Genomic DNA, 26,342 nt, shown 5'->3' with positions numbered 1-26,342 from the left:
TGCCAGCGGTCGGACCCGGTGCCGGGTCGGGTGGTGCCGGGTGGGTGGTGCCGGCCCACGGTGCGACGGTCACAGGCCGAACGCGAGCAGCACGTCGCCGCCGTCGGGATTGGGGTACTCCGGCGCGTACCCCGCCTGCACGTACACCATCCCGTCGGCCACGACCGCCCCGCCGCCGCCACCGGAGATCGTGCCGCCACGACCCGGCAGCCCGTTGACCCCGGTGAAGTCCCGCACGGTGTCGTAGGTCCACAGCACCCGGCCGTCGCGGGCCGAGTACGCCCGCATCTTGCCGTCGTTGCCGCCCTCCCACACCAGACCCGGACTGGTGGTCACCGCCGGACCGTGGCCCAACGAGCAGACCTCCGGGTGCGCGGCGGCACCGCCGGTCGTGCAGCCGTCCGCCGGGTTCGGCGTCTCCCACAGCACCCGGCCCGTCGCCGGGTCCACCGCGAACACCGTGCCCGGGTCGGCGAAGTACGTCGCCACGTACAACCGGTGCCCGTCGAAGCTCGTGCCCCACTGGATGCCCGAGATGCCGCCGCTGGGCAGCGGGACACCCAGCTGCCGCCGCCACACCACCTCGCCGGTCGCCGCGTCGAACACGTGGTAGACGCCCAACTTCTGGCCGACCCCGACCAGCTTGCGGCCGCCCGCGGTGAACAGGTTCGGTGTCGCGCCGATGTCGTAGTCCAGCGCCGAGCCGTCCTTCAGGCCGGGGCAGTAGCCCTCCGGGTCGGGGCTGTTGCACAACCCGCGCCACGTGTCGGCCTTCGTGACCTGGTTGCGCCACTTCACCGCGCCCGTGCGGTGGTCCAGGGCGAGCATCGTGTCGAAGTCGCCCGCGCTGCCGGTGTAGTTCTGCCCGGTGCCGACGTAGACCGTCCCGCTGTGCGGGTCCACCACCGGTGAGCTCCACACCCCGGCACCGGACGGCTCGTACCGGGTCGCGCCGCTCGGCCACGTGCCGACCGGTTGCGGCTCGGGCACGGTGTGGTGCCGCCACACCAGCTCGCCGGTGCGCGCGTCGAGCGCGTCGATGTGGCCGCGGAACGTGCAGCACGGGTAGTTCGGGTCGTCGGTGGTGCCGTCCGGGCTGTTGGCCGCGTTCTCACCGCTGGACGTGCCGACGTAGACCTTCCCGTCGTGCACGATCGGTGAACTGGTCACCGTCGCCGACGGGTGCGCGTCGACCTGCTCCGCCCACACCACGCGGCCCGTGGCCTGGTCCAGCGAGTACACGAACCCCCGCAGGTCGCCGAAGTACACCCGCCCGCCCGAGACCGACGGGCTGTCCCACGGGATCGCCGGGCGGGGGCCCGGAGCGATCCCCGACAGGTCCGTCGTCCACACCGGCGCGCCCGTCCTCGCGTCGCGCGCGTAGAACTTCCCGTCCGGCCCGCCGAAGAACGCGACCCCGCCGACCACCGCGGGCTGACTGCGCACCGGTGCGGCCGACTTGGGGAAGGCGAACGCCCACTTCACGGTCAACCTCGACACCGTGCGCGGCGTGATCCGCCACTCCGCGGCGGCGTACCGCGAACCGGCCGCGTCCTTCGACCACGTGGCCCAGTCACCCGACCGGCCCGGCGAGGCCGACGTGGACGCGGCGGCCGACAACACCACCGCCGACGCCACGGCGACCAACGCCACCGCCCGTTCAGAGATCGCCATCCCCGACTCCCCTCCGGCACTGGTGGACGACCTCCCCACCGTGGCAGCAGGAACCCGACGCCACGATCCGCGAAAGGGGCGGATCCCCTCGTCGGAAGGTCGACCCCGACCGAGCCGATCGGTTGATCCCCCGACCACCGCGCGGGACTACCCTCCGCGCGCCTGCCACCGACGGCTTCTCGCACCGCAGTGAGCCGACAACGCAGGGAGCCACAACGCAAGGCGTCACAACGCAGCCCGGTCGGGGGCGGGTCGTCACGGGCGCGGTCAGGCAGTGGTCAGGCGGTGGTCACGGCTGGGCGGTCGGCAGCACGCTCGTCGCCGGTCTGCCGTCCACGCGCGGCCGCCCGCTCGAAGTGCCGTCCGCGGCGCGGCCCGGTCAGGTGCCGTCCACGGGCGGTCGGGTGAGGGCGGGGGCGGGTCGTCACGGGTGGCGTGCGGTCAGGGGTTGTCGCGGAGCGTCGGGTTGTTGCGCGAGGTCCGGGTGTCGCGGCGCACCTCCTCCGCTTGGTCGCCGACGGCCTGGATCTCGTCGGCCAGCTCCGGGTGGCTGTCCCGCACCTTGCCCAGCGACGCCAGCAACGGCTCCAGCAGGGCCACCGCGTCGTCCTCCGCCAGCGCCGAGTGCACCACCATGTCCATCCGGCCGACCTGACCGGCCAGGCTGCGCAGCGACGCGGCGTTGTCGCGCGCCCACTGCGACACCGCCCGGTCGGCCGCCCTCTTGTCCCGCTCGGCCCGCACCCGGCCCTCGGCCGTCGCGCCCAGCTCCGACGGGCGCAGCCTCAGGTACCGCCGCTCGGCGGCCTGTCTGCTGGCCACGCCCAGCGCGGGCGCCAGCTCGGCCCAACTCGTGCCCAGCTCGCGCGCCGCGGCGATCAGCTGCGGTTCCCATCCGGTCAGCTCCTCGCGCAGTCGCCGCAGGAGGACCAGCGCGGACAGCACCTGCCCGGCACTGAGGTCTTCCCCGGTCGCCGCCTCTCGGACGGTCTCGTAGTCCCCGATCGCCATGAGGTCAACCTACCGATGACGTCGGGTGTTGTCAACGACTTGACGACGTGGTAGAACTGAATCGGCAGCGCAGACAGCGCATTGACCCCACAGACCAGGAGGTGTTCCCGATGTTGATGCGCACGGACCCGTTCCGGGAGCTCGACCGGCTCGCGCAGCAGTTCCTCACCGGGCCGGGCACGTGGTCGCGGCCCACGCCCATGCCGATGGACGCCTACCGTGCCGGTGACGAGTTCGTGGTCGAGTTCGACCTGCCCGGTGTCGCGCCGGACGCGATCGACCTCGACGTCGAGCGCAACATCCTGACCGTCAAGGCGGAGCGTCGCCCGAACCGCACCGACGACGTCGAGATGCAGCTGTCCGAGCGACCGCTGGGCGTGTTCTCCCGCCAGCTGTTCCTCGGTGACTCGCTCGACGTCGACCGGATCAAGGCCGACTACGACTCCGGCGTGCTGACGCTGCGCATCCCCGTCGCGGAGAAGGCGAAGCCGCGCAAGATCACCATCGGCCAGACCGACGGCGCACCCAAGGAGATCAACGCCTGACGACCCGACGCCGTCGGATGCCGGATGTGCACCGGGTCTACGGCAGGTAGGCCCGGTGCACATCGCACCACCAAGAACAGCGGCCACGTTCGGGACGCACATGCCCGACCGACGGACCCACCGCCAGTGCACACGCCCGACGGATACACGGCCGGTGCGCACACGCCGAGGTACACGCCAGGCGGGGAGACGGCCCGAGCACGCATGTCGTGTGCGGACTGGTCACACGGACCGGCGGGCGCGGGCATGTCGGGTGCGTACGAATCCGGCGGAATTCGGTGGCCGGTGCCCGCGGGCGTGCGCGAAGATCGCCGGTCATGCGACCGGCGCCCGGCGAAGTGTTGCACTTCTCCGAAGACCCCACGATCACCCGGTTCGAACCGCACGTCGCGGCGACGGCACGACAGCCCGAGGCCTACGTGTGGGCCGTGGACCACCGGCGCTCGCCCGACTACTGGTTCCCGCGCCAGTGCCCGCGCGCGATGGCGTGGGCGGAGCCGACCACCCGCGCCGAGGACCGGGCGTGGCTGGGCGCCGAACGGGTGCACGTGATCGAGTTCGGCTGGCTGGACCGGCTGCGGACCGCCCGCCTGTACGCCTACCGGTTCGACGCACGAGCGTTCCGGCCGTTCGGCGACCCGCCCAACGCCCACGTGGCCACCGAACCCGTCGCACCGCTCGGCCCGCCCGAGCCGGTCGGCGACCTGCTCGCGTTGCACGAGGAAGCGGGCATCGAACTGCGGCTGACGACCGACCTGTGGCCGTTCTGGCACCGGGTGACCGCGAGCACGCTCGGGTTCAGCGGCATCCGCCTGCGCAACGCACGGCCCGAACCGACCTGACCCAGACCCGCGCACCGGTCCGTCGGACGCGACCCGTCACCACACCGGACCCGAGCCCACTACACCGGACCACGCCCAACCAGACCCGACCGCACCTGACCTGACCTGACCTGATCACGCGCAACCGGACGTGGTTCAGCGGAAGTCGGCGGCGTGGTCGCGCGCCCACCGGTCGAACGTCAGGCCCGGACGGCCCAGCACCCGCTCCACGTCGGGCGACACCCAGGCGTTGCCGTCGGGGTACCGGCCCATCTCCAGGAACCACTCGACCACCTCGGGCGGGTACACCTCCCGCCACAGGTCACGGGCCTGGTCCGGGGTCAGTTCCACGAACCCGACCTCACGGTCGATCGCCTCGCCGATCATCCGCACCGCGTCCCGCCGCCGCACCGGCTCCGGGCCGGTCGGCTGGTAGGTCCGCCCGGCGTGCCCGTCCTGCGACAACGCCGTCACGATGATCGCCGCGATGTCGTCCTCGTGCACCATGGCGCTGTTCCAGTCGCCGAACGGCGCCCGCACCACGCCCTGAGCGCGGATCGAGGAGGCCCACTCCCTGGTGTTGGCCATGAACTCGCCGGGGAACAGGTGCGTCCACTCCATCCCGGACGACTCGATCGCCCGGTGGAACACCCGGTGCCAGGACTCCAGCGGGTCGTCGTCGGAGCGGCTCGGGTCGTCGTGCCCCAGGTGCGTCAGCCGCCGCACACCGGCCCGCACCAGCTCGTCCACGATCGCGGGACCGTCACCCTCCATCGACACCAGGTGCACCCGCCGCACCCCGCGCAACGCCGCGCGCAGCGACGACGGGTCGGTGAAGTCACCCGCCACCACCTCCACCGACGCCGGCAACCGGGCCCTCGCCGGATCACGCGTCAGCGCACGCACCGACTCGCCCGCGTCGAGCAGTCGGCGCACCACGCACCGTCCTACGGTGCCGGTCGCACCGGTGACCAGAACAGGCATCCCGACCTCCGCGCACGTCGAACAAGCCCTGGTGAGGGCCGTAAAAAGGGTGTTTCTCCGACAAGCGGGACAATGCCCCGGAAATTACCCGGTTGTCAAATGCGAACACCGCGTTCACGTTTTCCCGAAATGGGCGCCGACCGCCACGGGTTGCCTACATACCGACCGGTCGGTACCCTCGCGGCGTGGACGAACGGCGCATCGACGCGGTGGTGCTGGACTGGGGTGGCGTGCTCACGGTCTCCGTGCCCACCTTCATCGACGACTGGCTGGCTTCGGAGAACATCGACCAGGACCGCTACCGCCGGGCGATCCGGAACTGGATGGCCCGGGACGCGGCGCCCGACAACCCGGTCGCCCGCCTGGAGACCGGCGAACTGACGGTCGCGGAGTTCGAGGCACTGCTGGCGGCGGAGCTGCTCACCCTCGACGGGCACGAGGTCGCGGCCGAGGGCCTGCTGCGCCGCATGTTCGGCAGCGCCGACCCCGACCCGGAGATGGTGGAGCTGGTCCGCGAACTGCGCGCCGACGGCCTGCGGACCGTGCTGCTGTCCAACAGCTGGGGCGAGGGCTACCCCGAAGAGCTGCTGCTGGAGCTGTTCGACACGATCGTGATCAGCGGCCGGGTCGGGCTGCGCAAGCCGGACCCGCGCATCTTCCACCACACCCTGGACCTGATCGGCCTGCCCGCCCACCGGTGCGTGTTCTTCGACGACGCGCCGGTCAACGTCGAGGCGGCGCAGGCGGTCGGCCTGCACGCCCACCGGCACACCGACGCCGACTCGACGCGCGCCGTGATCACCCGGCTCAGGGGGGTCGCCGCATGACCGGACTGCCCGGCCTGGACCTCGACCGGCTCGCCGCCCACCTGAGTACCGGCCCGTTGACCGGCGAACTCATCCCCGGCGGCCGGTCCAACCTGACCTACCGGATCACCGACGGCGACCAGCGCTGGGTGCTGCGCCGCCCGCCGCTGGGGCACGTGCTCGCCACCGCCCACGACATGTCCCGCGAACACCGGGTGATCAAGGCGCTGGCCGACACCGCCGTGCCGGTGCCGCGCGTCGAGCTGCTGTGCGAGGACGCCGACGTCATCGGCGCGCCGTTCTACCTGATGGAAGAGGTGCCGGGCGTGGCGCTGCGGCACCGCGACCAGTGCCCGTGGCTGACCCCCGACTCCGCCCGCGTCCTGTCCGAACGGCTGGTCGAGGTGCTCGCCGACCTGCACGCCGTCGACCCGGCCGAGGTCGGCCTGGCCGACTTCGGCCGCCCCGACGGGTTCCTCACGCGCCAGGTCGCCCGCTGGGGCAAGCAGCTGGACGCCTCCCGCAGCCGCGAGCTGCCCGGCATCGACAAGCTGCGCGACCGGCTCGCCGGCAGCGTCCCCGACTCCGCGCGCGCCACGATCGTGCACGGCGACTACCGGCTGGACAACGTCCTGGTCACCCGGGACCCGCTGGACATCAGCGCGGTGCTCGACTGGGAGATGGCGACGCTGGGCGACCCGCTCGCCGACGTCGGCCTGCTGTGCGTGTACTGGAACGGCATCGGCGCGCGGGAGGGCGACGGGCGGGAGGACGACCCGATCACCGGTACCGTGCCCACGCTGCCCGGGTTCGCCGGCACCGAGGAGCTGGTGCGCCGCTACGCCGAGCGCAGCGGCGCCGACACCGGCAACCTGGCCTGGTACACGGCGTTCGCGTACTTCAAGCTCGCCGTGATCCTCGAAGGCATCCACTTCCGCTTCACCCGCGGCAAGACCGTGGGCGCGGGGTTCGACCAGATCGGCCAACTCATCCTGCCGCTGGTCCGGCAGGGACTCGCCGCGAGCTCAGGGGAGCACTGATGGACTTCGCCTACGACGCCACGACCGAGGAACTGCGCGGCAGGCTGCTGCGGTTCATGGACGAGTTCGTCTACCCCGCCGAACCGGTCGCCGAGCGGCAGCTGGCCGAGGCCGAGGACCCGTGGGCCCGGCCGGCGGTGCTGGAGGAGCTGAAGGCCGAGGCCCGCAGGCAGGGCCTGTGGAACCTGTTCCTGCCCGACGCCGAGCACGGCGGTGGCCTGACGAACCTGCAGTACGCGCCGCTGGCCGAGATCACCGGCCGCAGTCCGCACCTGGCGCCCGAGGCGCTCAACTGCGCCGCGCCGGACACCGGGAACATGGAGGTGCTGACGATGTTCGGCACCGAGCAGCAGAAGAAGCAGTGGCTGCGGCCCCTGCTGGACGGCGAGATCCGGTCCGCGTTCTGCATGACCGAGCCCGACGTCGCGTCCTCCGACGCCACCAACATCGCCACCAGCATCGTGCGCGACGGCGACGAGTACGTCGTCAACGGCCGCAAGTGGTGGTCCTCGGGCGCGATGAACCCGAACTGCGCGATCTTCATCGTGATGGGCAAGACCGACCCCGACGCCGAACGGCACCGCCAGCAGGCCATGATCCTGGTGCCGCGCGACACGCCGGGCGTGCACGTCAAGCGCGGCATGCACGTGTTCGGCTACACCGACGCCTCCCACGGCGGCCACGCCGAGATCGTGTTCGAGGACGTCCGCGTGCCCGCCGACAACCTCATCGCCGGCGAGGGCGAGGGCTTCGCGATCGCCCAGGCCCGCCTGGGCCCCGGCCGCATCCACCACTGCATGCGGCTGATCGGCATCGCCGAACGCGCGCTGGAGCTCCTGTGCCGCCGCGCCGTCTCGCGGGTCGCGTTCGGCCAACCCATCGCGCGGCAGGGCGTGGTGCAGGAGTGGATCGCCGAGGCGCGGGTGCGCATCGAGCAGGCCAGGCTCCTGGTGCTCAAGACGGCGTGGCTGATGGACACCGTCGGCAACAAGGGCGCGCACACCGAGATCCAGGCGATCAAGATCGGCACGCCGATCATGGCGGAGTGGGTGCTGGACAAGGCGATCCAGGCGCACGGCGCGGGCGGCGTAAGCCAGGACTTCCCGCTGGCCGAGCTGTGGGCCGCGGCGCGGACGCTGCGCCTGGCCGACGGGCCCGACGAGGTGCACCGCATGTCGTTGGCGAAGCGGGAGCTCAAGCGGTACCTGTGACCGGGTCGGGGCGGGGACGACGTGGGTCGTCGGGTGCCGCGGTGGTCCAGGTCGGCCGGGTGCTGCGGTGGTCGTGCGGCACGGCCGCGAGCAGGGTGCGGGTGTAGTCGTGCCGTGGTGACAGCAGCACCTGCTCCACCGTGCCCTGCTCCACCAGCTCGCCCCGGTACATCACGGCGACCCGGTCGGCGATGGTCCACGCCAGGCCCAGGTCGTGGGTGATCACCAGCGCGGCCAGGCCCAGTTCACGGCGCAGCCGCAGCAGCAGCGCCAGGATCTCGCCGCGCACGGAGGCGTCCAGCGACGCCACCGGCTCGTCGGCGATCAGCAGCCGCGGCCCCAGCGCCAACGCGCCCGCGATCACCACGCGTTGGCGCTGGCCGCCGGACAGCTCGTGCGGCAACGACGGGAAGAACAGCTCCGGTGGGCGCAGCTCGGCCTGCGACAACGCGGCGGCCACCCGCTCGGCCTCGTCACCGGGCACCCGGTGGATCCGCAGACCCTCCGCGACCGACTCGTACACCGAGTGCCGCGGGTTCAGCGCGCTCGTCGGGTCCTGCAGCACCAGCTGCACCTGCCGCCGGTAGGCACGCAGGCGCGACGCCGAGCGCGGGATCTCGGCACCCTCGAACAGCACCCGGCCGGAGGTCGGCTTCTGCAGGCCGAGCAGCGTGCGGGCGAGGGTGGTCTTGCCCGACCCGGACTGGCCGACCAGGGCGACGATCTCGCCCGCCCGCACCTCCAGGTCCACCCCGGCCACGGCGGTGGTCGCGCCGAAGTCCACCCGCACACCCTCGGCGCGCAGCAGCACCGGCCCGTCGGCGGGCACCTCGGACGGGGCGACGTGCCGTGACGCCGGATCGCCCACGGTCGGGAACGCGGCGGCCAGCGCCTGGGTGTGCGGGTGGGTCGGCGAGGTGATCACCTCCCGCGCCGGGCCCTCCTCCACGACCTGACCGTGCCGCATCACGGCCAGCCGGTCGCACGTCGAGGCCAGCACCGACAGGTCGTGGCTGATCATCACCAACCCGATGCCGCGCTCGGACACCAGCCGGGTCAGCACGTCCAGCACCTGCGCCTGCACCACCACGTCCAGCGCCGTGGTGGGCTCGTCGGCGATGACCAGCCGCGGCTCGCACGCCAGCGCCATCGCGATCATCACCCGCTGCTTCTGCCCGCCGGACAGCTCGTGCGGGTAGGCGCGGGCCGCCCGCGCGGGCAGGTCCACCTGCTCCAGCAGCGCCGACACCGACCCGGTGACGCCGTGCAGCCGCATCGGCTCGGCGATCTGCTCGCCCACCCGGTGCACCGGGTTCAACGCGTGCATCGCGCCCTGGAACACCACCGACGCCGCCGCCCACCGCACCGCGCGCAGCCGGCCCCACGACATGCCCCGCACGTCCTCCCCGTCGAGCAGCACCCGCCCCTCGACGCGGGCGTTGCGGGGCAGCAGCCGCAGCACCGACATGGCCACGGTCGACTTGCCGCAGCCCGACTCGCCCGCCAGCCCCAGCGTCTGCCCCGCCTGGAGCGCGAGCGACACCGACCGCACGGCCGTCACCTCGCCGCGCGCGCCCCGGTAGTGCACGCTCAGGTCCCGCAACTCCAGCAGGCTGCTCACCGCTCCCCCTTCAGCCTCGGGTTGAGCACCGTCTCCAGGGCCCGCCCGCACAGCGTGAACGCCAGCACCACGCACACCACGCCCAGACCGGGCGGCACCAGGAACCACCACGCCCGCTGCGACACCGCGCCGTGCATGTTCGCCGCGTGCAGCAACGATCCCCACGACACCCGCGTCGGGTCGCCCAACCCGAGGAACGACAGGGTCGACTCCGCCACGATCGCGCTGGCCACCGTCAACGTCGTGTTCACGAACACCAGCGGCAGCACCGCGGGCAGCACGTGCCGGCCGATCACGTGACCGTGCCCGCCGCCCAATGCCCGCGCCCGCTCGATGAACGGCCGCGCCTCCACCGCCAGCGTCTGCGCCCGCACCAGCCGCGCCGTCGCGGGCCACGCCGTCACCCCGATGGCCAGCACGATCGTGCCCAGCCCGCGCGGCAGCACGGTCGACAACGCGATCGCCAGCACCAACGACGGCAGCACCAGGAAGAAGTCGGTGAACCGCATCAGCACCGCCGACACCCACCCACCGAAGTGCGCCGCCGCGATCCCGACCACGGTACCGATCAGCACCGACAACACCGTGGCCGCGAGACCCACCACGAGCGAGATCCGCGTGCCCCACCACGTCAGCAGCAGCACCGACCGCCCGTTGTGGTCGGTGCCCAGCCAGTGCTCCGAGGACGGCGGCTCCCACGGCCGCGCGGTCACCCGCGTCACGTCCAGCCCCGACGCGTCGGTCACCAGCGGCGCGAGCACCGCCAGCACCGTGATCACGGCCAGCCCGACCAACCCGGCCAGGCCGCCGCGTTGGGAGGCGAACTCCCGCCACGTCGCACCCGCCGCGGCGCGCCGCCGCTGCCACGCGATCGCCGTCATGCCGCACGCACCCGCGGGTCCAGCACCCGGTACAGCAGGTCCGCGAACACGTTCATGGTGATCACCGCTCCCGCCAGCACCACGAACGTGCCCTGCAGCAGCGGCAGGTCCGGCCCGGTCAGCGCCTCGTAGGTCAACAGGCCCAACCCGGGCCAGGAGAACACCGTCTCCACCGTGATCGCCCCCGACACCACCAGCCCCAGGTGCAGGAACACCAGCGTCACGGTCGGCAGCAGCGCGTTGGGCACGGCGTGGCGGCGGCGCACCAGGTCCTCGCGCAACCCCTTCGCGCGCGCCGTGGTCAGGTAGTCGGCGTGCATCTCCTCCAGCAGCGAGGACCGCATCACCAGCAGGTACTGCGCGTAGACCACCGCGATCATGGTCAGGCACGGCAGCACCATGTGGTGGGCGACGTCCAGCGCCTGCGACAGGAAGTCCGGCGGCGTGTCCGGGTAGCGCATGCCGCCGCTGGGGAACAGGTCGCCGGTGGCCAGCGACAGCAGCATCCCCAACCAGAACGTCGGCATCGCCCACTGCGCCAGCGCCAGCCCCGTGGAGATCCGGTCCGACCGCGACCCGCGCCGCCACGCGCCCCGGATGCCCAGCCACAGCCCGATCACCACGGCCAGCACGGTCGACGTGCCGGTCAGCAGCACGGTCGGCCACAGCCGTTCGCCGATCAGCTCCAGCACCGGCCGGCTGTAGACGTAGGAGGTGCCGAAGTCGCCGCGCGCGGCCGCCGCCAGGTAGTCCAGGAACTGCTCGGTCAACGGCTTGTCCACGCCCAGCCGCACGCGCAGCTCCGCGATCTGGTCGCCGGTGACCGGACGGCCCCGCGTCATCGCGACCACCGGGTCGCCGGGGATCACCCGGAACAGCAGGAAGCCCAGCGTCACCACGAACAGCAGGCTGACCAGCGCGCCGCCGACCTTGCCCGCCAGGTGCCGGATCACTCGCGGTCCTCCGCGCGCAGCCCGCGCCGCCGACCCACCAGCCACGCGCCGCCGACCAGCACGAGCAACGCGCCGCCGACCACGCCCACCACCAGACCGGTGTCGGACCCGGTGTCCCCGCCGGTCGCCGAGACCGGCGTGGCGCCGTAGTACCCCCACACCCCGTTCTGCGCCATGATCACGCCGCCGGGGTCGGGCTGCACGGGGAACGAGGCGAACTTGTCGCTGCGGTAGGCCTCCAGCGCGTTGTCGTAGCCCAGGATCACCGCCGGGACCTGGTCGTAGAACCGCTGCTGCATCTCCAGCACCAGCTCACGCCGCTTGGCCGGGTCGAACTCGGTGCGCTGCCGGGCGTAGAGGGCGTCGTACTCCGGGTCGCAGAAGAACGTGTCGGTGGTGCCGCCCTTGCCGTCGGCGTTGGGCCGCTGGCCGCACGTGTGCAGCGACAGGATGAAGTCCGGGTCGGGGTTGGTGCCCCAGCCGGAGAACACCAGGTCGAACGTCCCGGCCGTGCTGGACTCGTTGAGCTGGTTGTCCGACACGACCTGCACGTCGACCACGATGCCCAGGTCGGCCAGCGACCGCTTGACGAACTCGCCGGTCTGCTCGTCGTAGGCACGGCCGGCGTGCCCGAGCAGCCGCAGCTCCATCCGCCTGCCCTGCGGCGAGACCCGGATGCCGTCCGCGCCGCGCGCGTACCCCGCCCGGTCCAGCTCGGCGTTCGCCGCCGCCGGGTCGTGGGGGTGGACCGACTCGGGCGTGAGGTGGTAGTCGGCGAACACCGGCGGGATCGGGCCGGTGCCGCGCTGCGCGTAGCCGCCGTTGACCCGCTCGATGATCGCGTCCAGGTCCAGCGACTTGGCGATCGCCCGGCGCACCACGACGTCCTTCAACGCCGGGTGGCCGTCGCCGATCGGCTCACCGGTGCGCGTCGCCGCACCCGAGTTGATCACCAGTTCGTTGAAGCGGCGCCCCTGCGCCTGGTTGCGCGTGATGCCGCTCTTGTCCTTGAGCGAGTCGAACTGCGCCGGACCCATCCGGTTGACCAGGTCGACCTCGCCCTTGCCCAACGCCTGCACCGCGGCGTCGGCGGACTTGTAGTAGGTGAAGGTCAGCTCGTCGTACTTCGGCGCGCCCCGCCAGTAGCCCTCGTTGGCCTTGAAACGGATGAACTCGTTGGCCTTGTACTCGGTCAGCACGAACGGCCCGCTGCCCACCACGGGGGTCTGGTCGTTGCGGTACTCGCCGATGTCGGTGACCCCGGACCACACGTGCGCGGGCACGATCGGCACGTCCAGCGCCAGCATGGTCGCCTGCGGCTGCTTGGTCTTGATCACCAGCGTGCGGTCGTCGGTGGCGGTGACGGACTCGAAGTCGGCGGTGAAGCTGCCGTTGGCCGTGGCGGCGGTCTCGTCGCGCATCATCAGGTCGTAGGTGAACGCCGCGTCCTTGGCGGTGATCGGCTTCCCGTCGGACCACTTCTTGCCCTCGGGGATGTGGAAGGTCCACGTCAGCCGGTCCTCCGAGGACTCCCACCGGTCGGCCAGGCCCTCCACCGGGCGCTGGTCCTTGACGTCGTAGGCGGTCAGGTAGTCGTACATCAGCCTGCCGACCTCGGTGCCGGCCTGGAAGATCGACAGGAACGGGTTGAGCGAATCCACCTGCTGGATGATGGCCACCCTCAGGGTCACCGCCTGTTGCGCCCGCGCCGGCGTGGGCGCGAGCAACACCACCAAAGTCATCGCCGCCGTGACCGCACCGAATCGCCGGATACCCACAGTGACCGCCTCCCGCCCGTGCGTGGAAGTCAAGAAGTAACCACTATGGTGACGCTTGCGTCAAGAACCGACATGGCCTCGGTACGGTGAACCCATGCGGATCCTGATCTCGGCGGACATGGAAGGGGCGACGGGGGTCACCTGGACCGCCGACGTCGTCCCGCAGACCGAGCAGTGGCAGCGGTTCCGCCGGCTGTTCACCGGTGACGTCAACGCCTGCGTCGCCGGCGCCCACGCGGGCGGCGCGACCGACGTGATCGTCAACGAAGCCCACTCCTCCCAGCGCAACCTGCTGCTGGAGGACCTCGACCCGCGCGCCCGGCTGCTCACCGGACGGCACAAGCCGCTGTCGATGATGCAGGGCATCGACTCCGGCGTGGACGGCGTGGTGTTCCTCGGCTACCACGCGGGCGCGGGCCAAGAGGGCGTGCTCGCGCACACCTACCTGGAGAACTCCATCACCGGTGTGTGGCTGGACGGCGTGCCCGCGAGCGAGGGCAGGCTCAACGCCGCCCTGGCCGCCGAGCACGGCGTCCCGGTGCTGCTGGTGACCGGCGACGACAAGGCCTGCGACGACGCCCGCGACTACGCGCCCGACGCCGGGCTCGTCGCCGTCAAGGAGTGCGTGAGCCGCTACGCCGCGCTCTGCTCGCCCCCTGGGGTGACCTCCGAACTGATCACCTCCGCCGCCGAAATCGCCATGCGCCGCGCCGGTCACCGGCCGGGTACGGTCGCGCCGCACCGCGTCGAGGTGGAGTTCGACGCCACCCACCTGGCGGCCGCCGCGGCGGTCGTGCCTACGGTGGAGCAGACCGGAGCACGCCGGGTCGGGTTCGACGCGGCCTCCATGACACTGGCGATGCAGGCGTTCAAGGTCGTCACCGCGATCGCGGCGGGGGCGGTGGAGGGTATCTATGGCTGAGGACGTCGTCGATCTGTGCGCAGCGCTGCTGCGGTTCGACACCACCAACCACGGCGGCGGTCGGTCCGCCGGTGAACGGGAGGCCGCCGAGTTCGTCGCCGGCCACCTGGACGCGGTCGGCGTGCCCGCCACCGTGCTCGAACCGGCGCCACGCCGCGGCAACGTGCTGGCCCGCGTGCCCGGCACCGAACCCGACCTGCCCGCGCTGCTCGTGCAGGCGCACCTGGACGTGGTGCCCGCCGACGCCGCCGAGTGGAGCGTGCCGCCGTTCGCCGGGATCGAACGCGACGGCTACCTGTGGGGCCGCGGCGCGGTCGACATGAAGGACATGATCGCCATGGTGCTGGCCGTGCTGGGCGGCTGGTCCCGCGAGGGCCGCCGGCCCCGCCGCGACATCGTGCTCGCGTTCGTCGCCGACGAGGAGGACCGCGGCGAGTTCGGCGCGCACTGGCTGGTCGACCACCACGCCGACTTCTTCGCCGGCTGCGCCACCGCCATCAGCGAGTCCGGCGGCTACTGCTACCCCGTCGGCGAGCACCGCGTCTACCCCATCGGCACCGCCGAACGCGGCACCTCCCACCTGCGGCTCACCGCCACCGGCCGGGCCGGGCACGGGTCGCGGCGCAACGACGACAACGCCGTGGTGAAACTGCTGGCCGCGCTCGCCCGCGTCGCCGCCATCGAGCACCCCGTGCGGCTCACGCCCACCGTGCGGGCGTTCATCGAACGCGTCGGAGCGGCGCTCGACGTCCCGGTCGACCTGACCGACGTCGACGCCACCATCGCCCGGTTCGGCTCCGCCGCGAAGCTGGTCGAGAACACGATCCGCAACAGCGTCACGCCCACCGTGCTGCGGGCTGGCTACAAGGTGAACGTGATCCCCGGCAGCGCCACCGCCGAACTGGACGTGCGCACCCTGCCCGGCACCGTGGACGAGCTGCTCGCCTCCATCGACGTCGCGCTCGGCACCGACGTGCGGCGCGAGTTCATCGCCGACGAACCGCCCGTGCAGGCGCCGATCGACTCGCCGTGGTTCGACGCGATGGCCGCCGCCCTGCGCGCCGAGGACCCCGACGCCGTGGTCGTGCCCTACTGCATGGGCGGCGGGACCGACGCCAAGGCGTTCAGCCGGCTGGGCATCGACTGCTACGGCTTCGCGCCGCTGTCCCTGCCGCCCGGCTACGACTACCGCGCCATGCCGCACGGCGTGGACGAACGCGTGCCCGTGGAGGGCCTGCGGTTCGGCACCCGCGTCCTGGACCGCTTCCTGTCGTCCTGACGACCACCACGAATCACCCGAAAGGGGACACAGGTCGCGGTACTCCTCCCTCCGTCGGACCCTCCTCACAGTGAGGGGCGAAGGGAGGCCGACACCATGTGGCCACACATCGCACGCAGCACGTTCGCGGTGGCGGTCGCACTCGGCGTCGCCGCGTGCGGGAGCGGGGTGTTCGGCAGCCCGACCGGCCGCACCACGACCGACTCGGCGACCACCACCACCCGGACCACCGGCAGCGGTGGTGAAACGGGCGGCACGACCGGCGGGGAGACGACCGGCACGACCGGCGGCGAGACCGGCGGCGAGACCGCGACCGGTACCCGTTATGGCTGGTTTCTGCCCGAAGGCCCCTCGTCCATCGCAACCAACGAGGACATCGTGTACCAGCGTCTGGCCAGGGACCGGAACTGCCAGGCGGCCCAGGAATTCCTCGACCGTGGCGCGTGGAAAGGGATGTTGAGTCCCCGCAACGTGCTGCTCTACCAGGCCGCCATCGACCTCTGCATGGGCGACGAGTCCCAGGCCCGCGCGATGTACGGGCGCATTGCCCGCCACCGCTGGAACCTGGAGTTCGGGTCCACGGAGCCGGTCGACTGCCCGACCTACCAGGCCGTGCGCAGCGTCCTCGACCAACGCGACCCCGGGAGCTTCGCCTGCACCAAGGGCTCGCCACCCGAGTGGCCCGACCGGCAGGCCAAAGACGACCCGCGCACCGACTCGAACGAAGCCACCACCACGACCACCACGGTCACGACCACCACGCCCACCAGCACGACGACGCGCACCCGCACGGCGACCACGACGACGTCATGACCGGCTCGGCCGACCGGGACGCTCCCGACGCCAAGGCCGGCGCCGACCAGCCGGACGCGGTGCGTCGCGTCGGCGAGGCGCTGGCCAACGTCACGGTGATCACCGGACTGCTGGTGTACTTCGGCTGGCGGCGCAGCGACGTGCAGGCCCGCGAGCTGGGCATCGACAGCGCCGTGCTCGGCATGTCCACCACCGACTACGTGCTGCGCAGCGTCGGGCCGGTGTTCCTGCTGCTGGCCGTCGTCGTGGTGATCGCCCTGGTCTGCCGCTGGCTGGAACCCCGCGTGCGCGCGGCGGGCGCGAGACCCGGCAAGGCCGGACGGGCGCTGTCGGCCGTGCTGGCGGCGGCCTGGCTGCTCCTGCCCGCCCTGACCGTCGTGCTCGGCCTGCTGTTCCCGGTCACCAGCTTCTACGCGTTCCCGCTCGCGGTCGGCGGCGGGATCCTGCTGTCGCTGTACGGCAGCCTGCTGCGCCGCCCCGACACCCACCCCGCTTGGACCAGGGTGCTCGCCTTCGCCGTGGTGTCGCTGTCGCTGTTCTGGTCGGCGGGCAACTACGCCGAGGTCAGGGGCGTCGACCTGGCCCGCGACTACGCCGCGGACGTGCTCGGCAAGACCGCCGTCGTCGTCTACGCCGCCGAGCGCCTGCACATCACCGCGCCCGGCGCCTGCGAGGAACCCCTGCCCGCCGACGGCTCCCGCTACCGGTTCCGCTACCTGGGCCTGCGCCTGTTCGACAAGGTCGGCGCCCAGTACTTCCTGGTCTCCGACGGCTGGACCCGGGACCGCGGCACGGTGGTGGTCCTCGCCGACAACGACGACATCCGCGTCGAGCTGCGCCACGGACCGCAGCACCGACCACCGGCCTGCGTGTGACTACCGGTCGAGGTCGGTGATCTCGCGCAACCGGGCCAGCGCGTCGAGCAGCGCCGCCATCCGCGGCCTGCCCAGGTGCGCGGCCCACTCCCGCTCGACCTGCGCGATCGCGGCCGAGCAGACAGGGATCGTCTCCCGCCCCCGCTCGGCCACCCGGATCAACCGGGCCCGCGCGTCGGTCGGATCCGGGCCGCGCTCCACGTACCCCGCGCGTTCGAGCTGGTCGACCAGGAAACCGGCGGTCTGCTTGGTGATCCGCGCGGCCTCCGCGAGCTCGGCCAACCGCGACCCGTCCGGGTCGATGCGGTGCAACACCCTGGCCTGCGCGGGCGTCACGTCGTCGAACCCCGCCCCCGCCAGGGCGGCGAACACCCGGTCCTCCAACTCGCGGTGCGGCAGGTACAGCAGCAGGCCGAGGTCGGCGGGCACGTCACTCCTCGACATCGGTCGGCGAAGTCGATCACACTATCGTGTCGTGCCCGGCCGGTCGCGCCGCTAGCCGAAGCGGATGTGCTTCACCGAAGTCCACGTCCGCCGCAGGCCGCCGCGCAGCCGGCCGTCGGTGTTCGGCCTCAACGCGAGCCCGGCCGACGCGGCGATGCGATCGGCGACCTGCGGCACCGTGAGGTGGTCGGTCCACACGTGCTCGGCGAACTCCGGCTCGCGCAGCCGTTCCAGGCAGCGGTCCAGCATCCTCATCGCGGAGCTCTCCCGCCGCGGGGCGCCCCTGCCCGCACGATCCGGGTCGAGCACGGCGCGCGCCGCGTGGACGAGATCGCGTTCCCGCAGCCGCCGCACCACGGTCTCCCGTTCGGCCATCAACGCGAAGTGCCGCACGTCGTGGCCGCGGCCGCGCACCCCGCCGACGATCTCCCGGAAGTACGCGGGCTCCACCACCGTCATCGGCACGACGATCACCCCGTCGTGCCCGGTCAACGCCCGGTCCAGCACCTCGACCACGCCCTGCCGCCACGCCGCCACGTCCTGGAAGTCGCCGCGCAGCGCGGGTGGCGTCATCCGGTGCAGCGCGAACCCGACGTGCTCGGGATCGCTGAGGAAGCTGCCCGGCAGCCTGCGCCGGATCTCGTGCGCGGTCTGCGTCTTGCCACCCCCGAAAGGGCCGTTGATCCACAGCAGCACCCGGTCGACCCTACGCGCGCCGCGCCAACCGGACGAGCTTGAGCGCCAGGTGCAGCTCCAGCCGGGCACCGCCGTCGGCCAGGTCGCGGCCGGTCAGCTCGGCGATCCGGCCCAGCCGGTAGTACAGGCTGGTGCGGTGCAGGTGCAGGCGCTGTGCCGCGACCCGGACCTCGCAGCCCGCGTCCAGGTACACCTCCAACGTGCGCAGCAGCACCTCCGACAGCCCCGCCAGCACCTCCTCCGGCGCCGCGCCGAGCAACAACCGGTACGCGCCCAGCTCCGACCACCGCACCACGTCGGGCAACGCCGGGTCCAGCCGCGCCAGCTCCGCCGCCGCCAACGCCTGCCGGTACGCCGCGCCGGCCCGGTCCGGCGGGTGCGGATCGCTGATCCCGACGTGCCCCGACAGGTCCGGCAGGACGTCACCGGCGGGCACCGTGCGCACCACCCGCGGCTGCAACGCCACCACCACCCGCACCGGCGTCCGCTCACCGGCGGGCACCCGCGCCGCCAACGCCACCAGCCTGCCACCCAGGTCGAGCTCCGGCACGTCACCGAGCACCCACAGGTAGCCGACGAGCACACCGTTGTGCCGCAACGGGAACCCCACCCGCTGCTCGAACCCCAACGCCGGGTTCGCCGGCACCCGCACCGGTCCCGTCGCCCCCGCGATGCCGTGCTGCTCCTGCCACGCCGCCACGTCCGCCGGCACCCGCCTGGTCAGGATCGCCCGCACCCGGGCCTGGTCCACGTCGTCGGTCTGGGCGCTGTGCCCCACCACCCGGCCCGCCACGTCGTCCACCGACACCCCGCGTCCCAGCACCAGGGACAGCTCGTCCAGCAGCTCCTGCATTCCGACAACTGTAGGAACAACTCCAGTCCCCGGACGGTCGCCCCACCCCGCGCCGACGCCCTAGCGTGCCGATCGTGACGAACAGCAGGATCGCCCCCTGGGCCTCGCCGCAGGCGCAACGCAGGCTCGCCGAGGTCGAGGCCGCCGTCGGCACCGACCTGTCCGCCGCCGGTGTCGCGGGCACCGTGCGCAAAGCCCTCGAAGCCCACGCCGCCCAGGTCGACGACGACGGGATCGTCCTCTACGCGGGCACCAACGTGCTCAGCCCCGCCGCCGCGTCGGCCGTCGCCGCCGGCGTGTCCAGCCGGCCGAGCATGGGCTGGCCCGGCGAGAAGTACCAGGTCGGCCTCGACCACCTGGACACCCTCGAAGTCCTCGCGCCGCTGCTCGTCGCCTCGCTCATGGAAGGCCGGTTCGCCGAGGTCCGGTTGCAGAGCGCCACGCTGGCCAACCTCGCCGTCTACACCGCGTTCGCCCGCGCCGGCGACAAGATCGCGGTGCTGCCCGAGTTCGCCGGCGGCCACGCCAGCCACCACGCCCAAGGCGTGCCCGCCATCCGCGGCCTCACCGTGGTCGACCTGCCGTACCTGCCCGACGAGCTCGACATCGACTACGGGAAGCTGCCCGGGTTCCTGCGGGTGCACCGGCCGCGGATCGTGGTGATCGGCGCGAGCCTGATGCTGTTCCCGCACGACGTCGCCGCGGTGCGCGCCGCCGCCGACGAGGTCGGCGCGATCCTGCTCTACGACGCCTCGCACATGGCCGGGCTCGTCGCCGGCAAGCAGTTCCAGCGGCCCCTGCACGAGGGCGCGCACCTGATGACGTTCTCCACCTACAAGTCGTTCGGCGGCCCGTCCGGCGGCTGCGTCGTCACCCGCGACGCCGACCTGGCCGAACGCGTCTCGACCGTCGCCTACCCCGGGATGCTCGCCAACTACGACGCCGGACGCCTCGGCGCGCTGGCCGTCACCGCCGCCGAACTCGCCGAGACCGGCCCCGACTACGCGCGGGCGTGCGTCGCCAACGCGCAGGCGCTGGGCAGGGCACTGGCCGACAACGGGTTCGACGTCGCCCGCCACGACGGCGTGTTCACCCGCTCCCACCACCTGGCCGTCGACGCCCTCTCCCTCGGCGGCGGCGACGCGGCGGCCGTGCTGCTCGGCGACGCGGGCATCTACCTCAGCGGTATCAGCCTGCCGTGGCAGCGCATCGACGAAGGGCTGCGCGGCCTGCGCATCGGCACCCAGGAGATCACCCGCCGCGGCTTCACGCCCACCCACCAACCCGCCGTGGCCGCCCTGATGCGCCGCGCCCTGATCGACCGCGAACCACCCGAGCGTGTCCGTGCGGACGCCGTCGCGCTGCGCCGGGAGGTCAACGGCACCGCGTGACGCACCCGCTCGGTCCGCGTCCCCGAACTGGCGACCCCACCCGAACGTGAACACCCGTCACCCAGGACAGGAACTGTCCGCAATGCCGGCTAACGTGGACCCGTGACCGAGAAGCTGACCACCCGGGCGTTGAACCGGGCGACCCTGCACCGCCAGTTCCTGCTGGAACGGGCCGACCGGACCACGTGCGACGTGGTGGAACACCTGGTCGGGATGCAGGCGCAGGAGCCGTTCTCGCCCTACTACGGCCTGTGGTCGCGGATCCGGTCGTTCCGGGCCGACGAGCTGGGATCGCTGCTGCTGGACCGGCGGGTGGTCCGGGCGTCGCTGCACCGCGCCACGATCCACCTGGTCACCGCCGCCGACCACGGCCGGTTCGAACCGCTGCTGCGGCCGTTCCTGCACCGCCGGTTCGCGTCCTCGCCGTTCGGGTTCGTGATGGACGGGCTCGACGTCGCCGAGTTCAGCGAGGCCGTCACCGCGCTGCTGGAGGAGCAGCCGCGCACCCGGCGCGAGATCAGCGACCTGCTCGGCGCACGGTGGCCGGACCGCGACGCCACGGCGCTGGGTTACGCCGGGAGCTTCCTGGTGCCGGCCGTGCAGGTGCCGCCGCGCGCGGTGTGGGGCCGTTCGGGTGCGGCGAAGTGGACCACGGCGGAGCACTGGCTCGGTGCGGGCGGACCCGCCGCGCCCGCCGAGGAGTTCGTGCGCCGCTACCTGGCCGCGTTCGGCCCGGCCTCGGTCAAGGACGTGCAGACCTGGGCGGGCATGAGCCGCCTCAAGCCCGTGGTCGAGGCGATGGACCTGCGGGTCTTCACCGACGAACGCGGGCGGACGCTGTACGACGTGCCGGACGCGCCGCGGCCCGACCCCGACACGCCCGCGCCGGCGCGGTTCCTGCCCGAGTTCGACAACGTGCTCCTCGGCCACGACGACCGCACCCGTGTCATCTCCGACGAGGACTACCGGCGCGGGATCGTCATCGGCGGCAAGCCGACGCTGCTGGTGGACGGCTTCGTGCACGGCACCTGGAAGCTCGCCGGCGACGGGCTGGACATCGAGGTGTTCCGGCCGCTGACCCGTGCCCAGCAGGCCGACGTGGAGGCCGAAGGCGCCCGGTTGCTGGAGTTCGCGGGCGTGGGCGGCGACGTGCGGCTCTAGATTTGGACGATCGTCCAGTACGATCGTCCAATGACGGTCAGGCAACGGCTGCTGCACGCGGCCACGGAACTCATCGCCGAGAAGGGCTGGGGTGCGGTGAGCACCCGCGTGCTCGCCGAACGCGCCGGCGTCGGATCCGGCGTCGTGCACTACCACTTCGACTCCACCCAGGCGGTGCTCGTGCAGGCCGCCGTCGGCGCGCTGCGGTCCGCCGTGGACGGTCTCGCGTCCGTGCTGGAGCGCGCCGCCACGCCCTCGGAGGCGTTGGGGCTGCTGCTGGAGGCGTTGGACGGGCACGGCGGGCAGGAGCTGTTCACCGAGACGTTCCTCGCCGCGACCCGCAACGACGAGCTGCGACAGGCCGTGGCCGAGGTGCTGGTGGAGTTCCGCCACACCCTCGCCGGCTGGCTGGAGTCGCGGGACGTGCCGACACCGGCGGCGACCGCCGCGGTGCTGGCGGCGGCCGTGGACGGCGTGCTGCTGCACCGCGCCCTCTCACCCGACCTGACCGCGGACGTCGTCGTGCCGGTGCTGGGGCGGGTGCTGCGATGAAGGTCGTGATCAGCGGCGCGGGGATCGCCGGCCTGGCGCTGGCGCACCGGTTGGGCACGCTCGGGCACGAGGTCGTCGTGGTCGAACGGGCCGCCGCACCGCGCACCTCCGGCTACATGATCGACTTCTTCGGGCCGGGCTACGACGCCGCCGAGCGGATGGGCGTGCTGCCACGCCTGCTCGACCTGGGCTACCGGGTGGACGAGGCCGCCTACGTCGACCCACGCGGGCGGCGGGTGGCCGGACTGCGGTTCGACCGCCTCGCCCGCGCCGTGGACGGGCGGTTGCTGAGCATCATGCGCCCGGACGTCGAGCGCGCGTTGCGCGAGGACCTCCCCGCCGGCGTGACGCTGCGGTTCGGCGCCGGGGTGGTCGGTGTCGACGACCAGGAATCGGCCGTGACCGCACGGTTGGCCGACGGGTCGACCGTGTGCGGTGACCTGCTCGTCGGCGCGGACGGCGTGCACTCGACGGTGCGACGGCTGGTGTTCGGCGACGGGCACCTGCGCTACCTCGGGTTCCACACGGCGGCGTTCACCTTCGAGGACCCGGAGGTGCACGCGCTGGTGGCCGGGCGGTTCCACCTCACCGACACCGTCGGCCGCCAGGTCGGGTTCTACGCGTTGCGCGACGGAAGGGTGGCGGCCTTCACCGTGCACCGGGCTGCGTCACCCGAGATGCCAGCCGATCCGCGTGCGGCGGTGCTGGAGGCGTACGGATCGTTGGGGTGGGTCGTGCCGCGGGCCCTGGCGCGGTGCCCGGAGGACATCTACTACGACCAGGTCGCGCAGGTGGAGCTGCCGCGGTGGTCGTCCGGCCGCGTGGTGCTGGTGGGCGACGCGTGCGGCGCGGTGTCGTTGCTGGCCGGGCAGGGCGCCTCGCTCGGCATCGGTGGCGCGTACGTGCTGGCCGGACACGTGGACGACCTCGCCGCGTACGAACGCGCGTGGCGGCCGGTCGTGGAGGAGAAGCAGCGGGTGGCGCGGTCGGGTGCACGCTGGTTCCTGCCCGCGTCGCCGTCGCGGCTGCGGGCTCGACGGGTGGCGATGAGACTGTCGAACCTGCCCGGGGTCAACCGGGTGGTGGCGACGACCCTGGTCGGCAAGCCGGTCATGCTCGGCTGAGCCGAAGAAGCGGACACCATCGCGGTGCCGTCCCAGAGAAGGCCTTCGGCGTGCTGACCGCGCTGTCACTGGTGGGCATCGTCGTCTACGGGATCGTGGTGAGCGGTTCCTGGTGGCTGTCCCTGATCATCGTTGTGGGCAGTGGGCTCGCGGTGCTCATCGTCCTGGGCATGATGGCCTCCGTCGCCGACGACGCCAGGAAGACCGCCGCACTGGAAGCCGTCGGGACGCGCGTCCAGGCCGGCGTCGTCGCGGCGGAGCAGGTCGAGACGGCGGACGACGTGGTCTACGAGATCGTCCTGCGCATCCCGTTGCCGGACGATGCCGCCTTCGACGTCGAGCACCGGTGCAGCCACTACCCCTGTGCCGCCGCCACCCGGCAGTCCGCGACCACGCGGCCCGTGATCGTGGACCCGACCACCCGGGTCTGGGCCGTCATCCACTGACAGCTCAGGGGCGTTCCGCCCGCAGCGCGTCCAGTTCGGCTTGCAGCCGGTCGAGCTGGTTTTCCGCGCGTTCCGCTCGGACGAGGGTCTGGACGCGGGCTTGCTCCAAGGCGTCGAGGCGTTCGCGGGCGGCGCGTTCGGCTTGGGCCAGCCGGTCCCGGTGGGCTTCGCGTTCTTCGGTCAGCTCGGCTCGAGCGCGGTCCAGTTCGGCGCGGGCGTCGTGGGCGGACTGCTCGGCGCGTTCGGCCTTGATCCGTGCCTCGTTCGCGGCGGCGGCCTCGGCGCGTGCGGCGGTCCGGGCCTGTTCGACACCCGCCTTGGCCTCGGCGACGGCTTGCTCGACGCGGGTCTGCGCGTCCGCTCGGGCTTGGTCGACCTGGATCCGGGCTTCGGCGTGGGCGCGGTCGACTTGGGCCTGCGCGTCGTGTCGGGCCTGGTCGACCTGGGCCTGAGCGTCCGCGCGGACCTGCTCGACCTCCCGCACCGCCTGCCGTCGGGCCTGTTCGGCGTGCGCGACCGCGTCGGCCTTGGCCTGCTCGACCTGGGCTTGGGCGTCACGCCGGATCTCGTCCACGGCGGCCGCGGCCTCCACGCGGATGGCGGAGATCTCCTGCTCGGCTCGTGCGACCGCCGCGTCGGCTTCGGCGCGTGCGGCGTCGCGCTGTCGGTAGGCGGCCTCGGCGTCCTGTTCGGCCTGTTCGGCGGCACGCACCGCGTCCTCGGTGGTCTGCTCGGCGGCCTGCCTGGCCTGCTCGGCGTCGCGCCGCCGCCGTTCCGCCTTGGCGACCGCGGCCTCCGCCTCGGCGACCCGCCGCGCGGCCTCGGCCTCGACCGCCTGCACCTGGCTCTCGGCCACGCTCGGGTCGGCGATCGCGGACAGCTCCGCCACGGCCCCGGTGAGCGTGGTCGACATCTGCTCGGTCAACACCCGGAACCGCTCCAGCAGTTCCTCGGCCCTGATCTTGCCCGCGGTGATCCCCTGCGGGCCTTTCGTCACGGTGACGACCTCCTGCTCCGCCTCCGCCGCTTGCGCCAACCGCTGGCGCTCCCGCCACGCCCGCCACCGGGTGTGTTCCGGCAGGTCGCAGTACTCGGCGGGCCTGCCGGGCCCACTGCCCCGGAACACCGGCCGTGTGCAACCGGGGTAGTTGCAGGTCAGTGCGGAGGTCTCCGTCGTCGTCACAACAATATCGTAGCACTAATTCGTTGTATCAAACGTTAATAGCCGCAACGCAACGATATCAACGGTCCGGAAGCTGGCTTCCGATAAGTGAACCTTATCGGAAGCCACGATCGCGGCAGGTGTTCGCGGTCCTTCACCCGGTTGCGAGGAGCGGGTTGCGCCCAGGGGCGTAACGAAGGCTCCGCCGCCGCGACCCTGCCTGTAAGACAGCACGGCGCAGCGGGAGGGTCGCGGATGAGCACGCGGTTCCGGATCAAGGTGGCCCGGTTCATGTGGCCGACGGCCCCGCCCGGCGCGGTGGGCAGTCTGCCGTGGCCCCAACCGGTGTACCGGGCGATCTTCGGCAAACTGGTGCGCGACTACTGGGCGCGGGCCACCTTCGGCATCGTCGACCTCGACTTCGACCTGACGTGGCCCGCCTTCGTCCGGCTGGGCGACCTCGACCCGGCGCTGGCCCGGGACCGGGGACAGGCGCTCTCCGCGATCCGCCGGTACGCGGAGAGCGAGTTGGACCTCCACACCGACGGCTACGACGGCTTCGTCGCGATGGTGAACCCGCCGCCGTGCGACGCGGGCGCGCTCGGCAAGGACGCCCTGCTGGACCAGGGTGGCTCGCTGGAGTTCTTCCAGCACGAGATCGGCCACGTGCTGGGGTTCGACCACGTGTTCCCCGTGTACGACGACCGGTACTGCGTGATGGGCGAGACCTGGTCCTGGGACCACGCGATCGCGCCACCGCCGGAGGCGCAGGGCATCCCGTTCCTGTCCCCGCTCATGTGGCGCAGCGGGCGCAGGCTCAGCGCGGCCTCGTTGTTCCGCCGGTTCGGCCGGTTCGGCATGCCCGGCAACCCGCTGTTCGCCGAGCCGTACGTGGTCGACGTCGGACTGGGGCAGAGCGTGCTGCTCAGCGCGGTGAGCGAGACGACCACGCCGCGACCGGTGGTGGCGATCGTGCCGATCGTGCTGGGGCTGGGCGGTCTGCTGACCGTGGAGTACCGCACCGCGACCCACGACGACGTCGGCCTCGGTCAGGACGCGATCGTCGTGCACTCGATCGGCCACCGCAATCCCGGCCCTGGCCACCGGGAGGTCAAGCCCGTGTGGCGGGAGGCCGCCCTGCCGATCGAGCTTGGCGCCTCGGCCTCCGTGCCGGGCGCACGCATCACCGTCGGTCGGATCCGACCACCCGCGCTCTTCGGCGCCCCTCTGCCGGACGGGCCGAGCCGGGTCTACGTGAGCGTCAACCGCGACGTCTGAGCCGGCGCACCCCAACCCAAC

General features: G+C 72.6%; 26 protein-coding genes. 15 read left to right on the top strand and 11 right to left on the bottom strand.

Translation table 11 applies throughout. From position 1 onward, the window contains the following. Positions 1-69: 69 nt before the first annotated feature. On the bottom strand, positions 70-1,674 hold the full coding sequence (locus tag AB0K14_RS20540; RefSeq protein WP_360451594.1) for a PQQ-binding-like beta-propeller repeat protein: 1,605 nt from the start codon (positions 1,672-1,674) through the stop codon (positions 70-72). A gap of 441 nt (positions 1,675-2,115) precedes the next feature. Continuing rightward, on the bottom strand, positions 2,116-2,685 hold the full coding sequence (locus tag AB0K14_RS20535) for a hypothetical protein (protein ID WP_360451592.1): 570 nt from the start codon (positions 2,683-2,685) through the stop codon (positions 2,116-2,118). A 110-nt stretch (positions 2,686-2,795) separates the two neighbouring features. Here AB0K14_RS20535 and AB0K14_RS20530 point away from each other — a divergent pair, with 110 nt between their 5' ends. Both AB0K14_RS20530 and AB0K14_RS20525 read left to right on the top strand, forming a co-directional pair. After that, positions 2,796-3,230 carry an Hsp20/alpha crystallin family protein gene (locus AB0K14_RS20530; RefSeq protein WP_360451590.1) on the top strand — a complete coding sequence of 145 codons (435 nt, stop codon included), beginning with the start codon at positions 2,796-2,798 and terminating at the stop codon, positions 3,228-3,230. Between the two features lie 317 nt (positions 3,231-3,547). Continuing rightward, the gene (locus AB0K14_RS20525) at positions 3,548-4,072 is read left to right on the top strand and encodes a DUF6886 family protein (RefSeq protein ID WP_360451588.1); all 525 of its coding nucleotides are present in this window, start codon (positions 3,548-3,550) and stop codon (positions 4,070-4,072) included. A gap of 135 nt (positions 4,073-4,207) precedes the next feature. Here the strand turns inward: AB0K14_RS20525 and AB0K14_RS20520 are convergent, their stop codons facing one another. Beyond that, positions 4,208-5,035, bottom strand: a complete 828-nt coding sequence (locus AB0K14_RS20520; RefSeq protein WP_360451586.1) for an NAD(P)H-binding protein — start codon at positions 5,033-5,035, stop codon at positions 4,208-4,210. Between the two features lie 185 nt (positions 5,036-5,220). On the opposite strand from AB0K14_RS20520, the gene AB0K14_RS20515 reads away from it, so the two are divergent. From AB0K14_RS20515 to AB0K14_RS20505, 3 genes are read left to right on the top strand one after another with little or no spacing between them, the layout of a single operon-like run. Next, on the top strand, positions 5,221-5,862 hold the full coding sequence (locus AB0K14_RS20515) for an HAD family phosphatase (protein WP_360451584.1): 642 nt from the start codon (positions 5,221-5,223) through the stop codon (positions 5,860-5,862). Beyond that, on the top strand, positions 5,859-6,881 hold the full coding sequence (locus AB0K14_RS20510) for a phosphotransferase family protein (protein WP_360451582.1): 1,023 nt from the start codon (positions 5,859-5,861) through the stop codon (positions 6,879-6,881). The genes AB0K14_RS20515 and AB0K14_RS20510 overlap by 4 nt, the downstream gene beginning before the upstream one ends. Beyond that, the gene (locus AB0K14_RS20505; RefSeq protein ID WP_360451580.1) at positions 6,881-8,092 is read left to right on the top strand and encodes an acyl-CoA dehydrogenase family protein; all 1,212 of its coding nucleotides are present in this window, start codon (positions 6,881-6,883) and stop codon (positions 8,090-8,092) included. Before AB0K14_RS20510 ends, AB0K14_RS20505 begins: the two co-directional genes overlap by 1 nt. Here AB0K14_RS20505 and AB0K14_RS20500 read toward each other — a convergent pair. The 4 genes from AB0K14_RS20500 to AB0K14_RS20485 are packed head-to-tail and all read right to left on the bottom strand — an operon-like array spanning position 8,076 to position 13,289. Continuing rightward, positions 8,076-9,713 carry an ABC transporter ATP-binding protein gene (locus AB0K14_RS20500; RefSeq protein WP_360451578.1) on the bottom strand — a complete coding sequence of 546 codons (1,638 nt, stop codon included), beginning with the start codon at positions 9,711-9,713 and terminating at the stop codon, positions 8,076-8,078. The genes AB0K14_RS20505 and AB0K14_RS20500 overlap by 17 nt on opposite strands. Beyond that, complete coding sequence (locus AB0K14_RS20495; protein ID WP_360451576.1) at positions 9,710-10,594, bottom strand: ABC transporter permease; 885 nt, start codon at positions 10,592-10,594, stop codon at positions 9,710-9,712. Before AB0K14_RS20495 ends, AB0K14_RS20500 begins: the two co-directional genes overlap by 4 nt. Next, entirely contained in the window at positions 10,591-11,547 is a 957-nt protein-coding gene (locus AB0K14_RS20490; protein WP_360451574.1) for an ABC transporter permease, read from the bottom strand. Before AB0K14_RS20490 ends, AB0K14_RS20495 begins: the two co-directional genes overlap by 4 nt. Further along, positions 11,544-13,289 (bottom strand): ABC transporter substrate-binding protein, encoded by a 1,746-nt coding sequence (locus AB0K14_RS20485; protein ID WP_360451572.1) that lies wholly within the window; start codon positions 13,287-13,289, stop codon positions 11,544-11,546. Before AB0K14_RS20485 ends, AB0K14_RS20490 begins: the two co-directional genes overlap by 4 nt. A 130-nt stretch (positions 13,290-13,419) precedes the next feature. Between AB0K14_RS20485 and AB0K14_RS20480 the strand changes: the two genes are divergently transcribed. From AB0K14_RS20480 to AB0K14_RS20465, 4 genes are all read left to right on the top strand, one after another. Continuing rightward, positions 13,420-14,247 (top strand): M55 family metallopeptidase, encoded by an 828-nt coding sequence (locus tag AB0K14_RS20480; RefSeq protein ID WP_360451570.1) that lies wholly within the window; start codon positions 13,420-13,422, stop codon positions 14,245-14,247. Beyond that, on the top strand, positions 14,240-15,526 hold the full coding sequence (locus AB0K14_RS20475) for a M20/M25/M40 family metallo-hydrolase (protein WP_360451568.1): 1,287 nt from the start codon (positions 14,240-14,242) through the stop codon (positions 15,524-15,526). Before AB0K14_RS20480 ends, AB0K14_RS20475 begins: the two co-directional genes overlap by 8 nt. A 96-nt stretch (positions 15,527-15,622) precedes the next feature. After that, a complete protein-coding gene (locus tag AB0K14_RS20470) occupies positions 15,623-16,339 on the top strand; it encodes a hypothetical protein (RefSeq protein WP_360451566.1) in 717 nt (238 codons plus the stop codon). Continuing rightward, positions 16,336-17,214: a hypothetical protein gene (locus AB0K14_RS20465; protein WP_360451564.1), complete on the top strand. Its 879-nt coding sequence runs from the start codon at positions 16,336-16,338 to the stop codon at positions 17,212-17,214. The genes AB0K14_RS20470 and AB0K14_RS20465 overlap by 4 nt, the downstream gene beginning before the upstream one ends. Here the strand turns inward: AB0K14_RS20465 and AB0K14_RS20460 are convergent, their stop codons facing one another. The 3 genes from AB0K14_RS20460 to AB0K14_RS20450 all read right to left on the bottom strand — a co-directional run bounded on the left by AB0K14_RS20460 (position 17,215) and on the right by AB0K14_RS20450 (position 19,207). Further along, a complete protein-coding gene (locus AB0K14_RS20460; RefSeq protein ID WP_360451562.1) occupies positions 17,215-17,643 on the bottom strand; it encodes a MarR family transcriptional regulator in 429 nt (142 codons plus the stop codon). It abuts the gene before it with no gap. Between the two features lie 66 nt (positions 17,644-17,709). Continuing rightward, positions 17,710-18,354, bottom strand: coding sequence for an AAA family ATPase (locus AB0K14_RS20455; RefSeq protein WP_360451560.1), 645 nt, complete (start codon positions 18,352-18,354; stop codon positions 17,710-17,712). Between the two features lie 10 nt (positions 18,355-18,364). Further along, complete coding sequence (locus AB0K14_RS20450; RefSeq protein WP_360451558.1) at positions 18,365-19,207, bottom strand: helix-turn-helix domain-containing protein; 843 nt, start codon at positions 19,205-19,207, stop codon at positions 18,365-18,367. 74 nt (positions 19,208-19,281) lie between these two features. Between AB0K14_RS20450 and AB0K14_RS20445 the strand changes: the two genes are divergently transcribed. From AB0K14_RS20445 to AB0K14_RS20425, 5 genes are all read left to right on the top strand, one after another. After that, complete coding sequence (locus AB0K14_RS20445) at positions 19,282-20,598, top strand: DegT/DnrJ/EryC1/StrS family aminotransferase (protein ID WP_360451556.1); 1,317 nt, start codon at positions 19,282-19,284, stop codon at positions 20,596-20,598. 102 nt (positions 20,599-20,700) lie between these two features. Continuing rightward, a complete protein-coding gene (locus AB0K14_RS20440; RefSeq protein ID WP_360451554.1) occupies positions 20,701-21,759 on the top strand; it encodes a winged helix DNA-binding domain-containing protein in 1,059 nt (352 codons plus the stop codon). A gap of 30 nt (positions 21,760-21,789) precedes the next feature. Further along, the gene (locus AB0K14_RS20435; RefSeq protein ID WP_360451552.1) at positions 21,790-22,311 is read left to right on the top strand and encodes a TetR family transcriptional regulator; all 522 of its coding nucleotides are present in this window, start codon (positions 21,790-21,792) and stop codon (positions 22,309-22,311) included. Then, on the top strand, positions 22,308-23,435 hold the full coding sequence (locus AB0K14_RS20430) for an FAD-dependent monooxygenase (protein WP_360451550.1): 1,128 nt from the start codon (positions 22,308-22,310) through the stop codon (positions 23,433-23,435). The genes AB0K14_RS20435 and AB0K14_RS20430 overlap by 4 nt, the downstream gene beginning before the upstream one ends. Positions 23,436-23,485: 50 nt before the next feature. After that, positions 23,486-23,881, top strand: coding sequence for a hypothetical protein (locus AB0K14_RS20425; RefSeq protein WP_360451548.1), 396 nt, complete (start codon positions 23,486-23,488; stop codon positions 23,879-23,881). 4 nt (positions 23,882-23,885) lie between these two features. Here AB0K14_RS20425 and AB0K14_RS20420 read toward each other — a convergent pair whose 3' ends face one another. Next, complete coding sequence (locus AB0K14_RS20420; protein WP_360451546.1) at positions 23,886-25,064, bottom strand: hypothetical protein; 1,179 nt, start codon at positions 25,062-25,064, stop codon at positions 23,886-23,888. 234 nt (positions 25,065-25,298) lie between these two features. Here AB0K14_RS20420 and AB0K14_RS20415 point away from each other — a divergent pair, with 234 nt between their 5' ends. Beyond that, the gene (locus AB0K14_RS20415) at positions 25,299-26,321 is read left to right on the top strand and encodes a hypothetical protein (protein ID WP_360451544.1); all 1,023 of its coding nucleotides are present in this window, start codon (positions 25,299-25,301) and stop codon (positions 26,319-26,321) included. The last annotated feature ends 21 nt before the right edge of the window (positions 26,322-26,342 follow it).

Origin of the sequence: Actinosynnema sp. NPDC050801 (genome assembly GCF_040673975.1) — a bacterium.
GTDB lineage: Bacteria > Actinomycetota > Actinomycetes > Mycobacteriales > Pseudonocardiaceae > Actinosynnema.
This window is presented reverse-complemented; position numbering and strand designations above follow the sequence as displayed.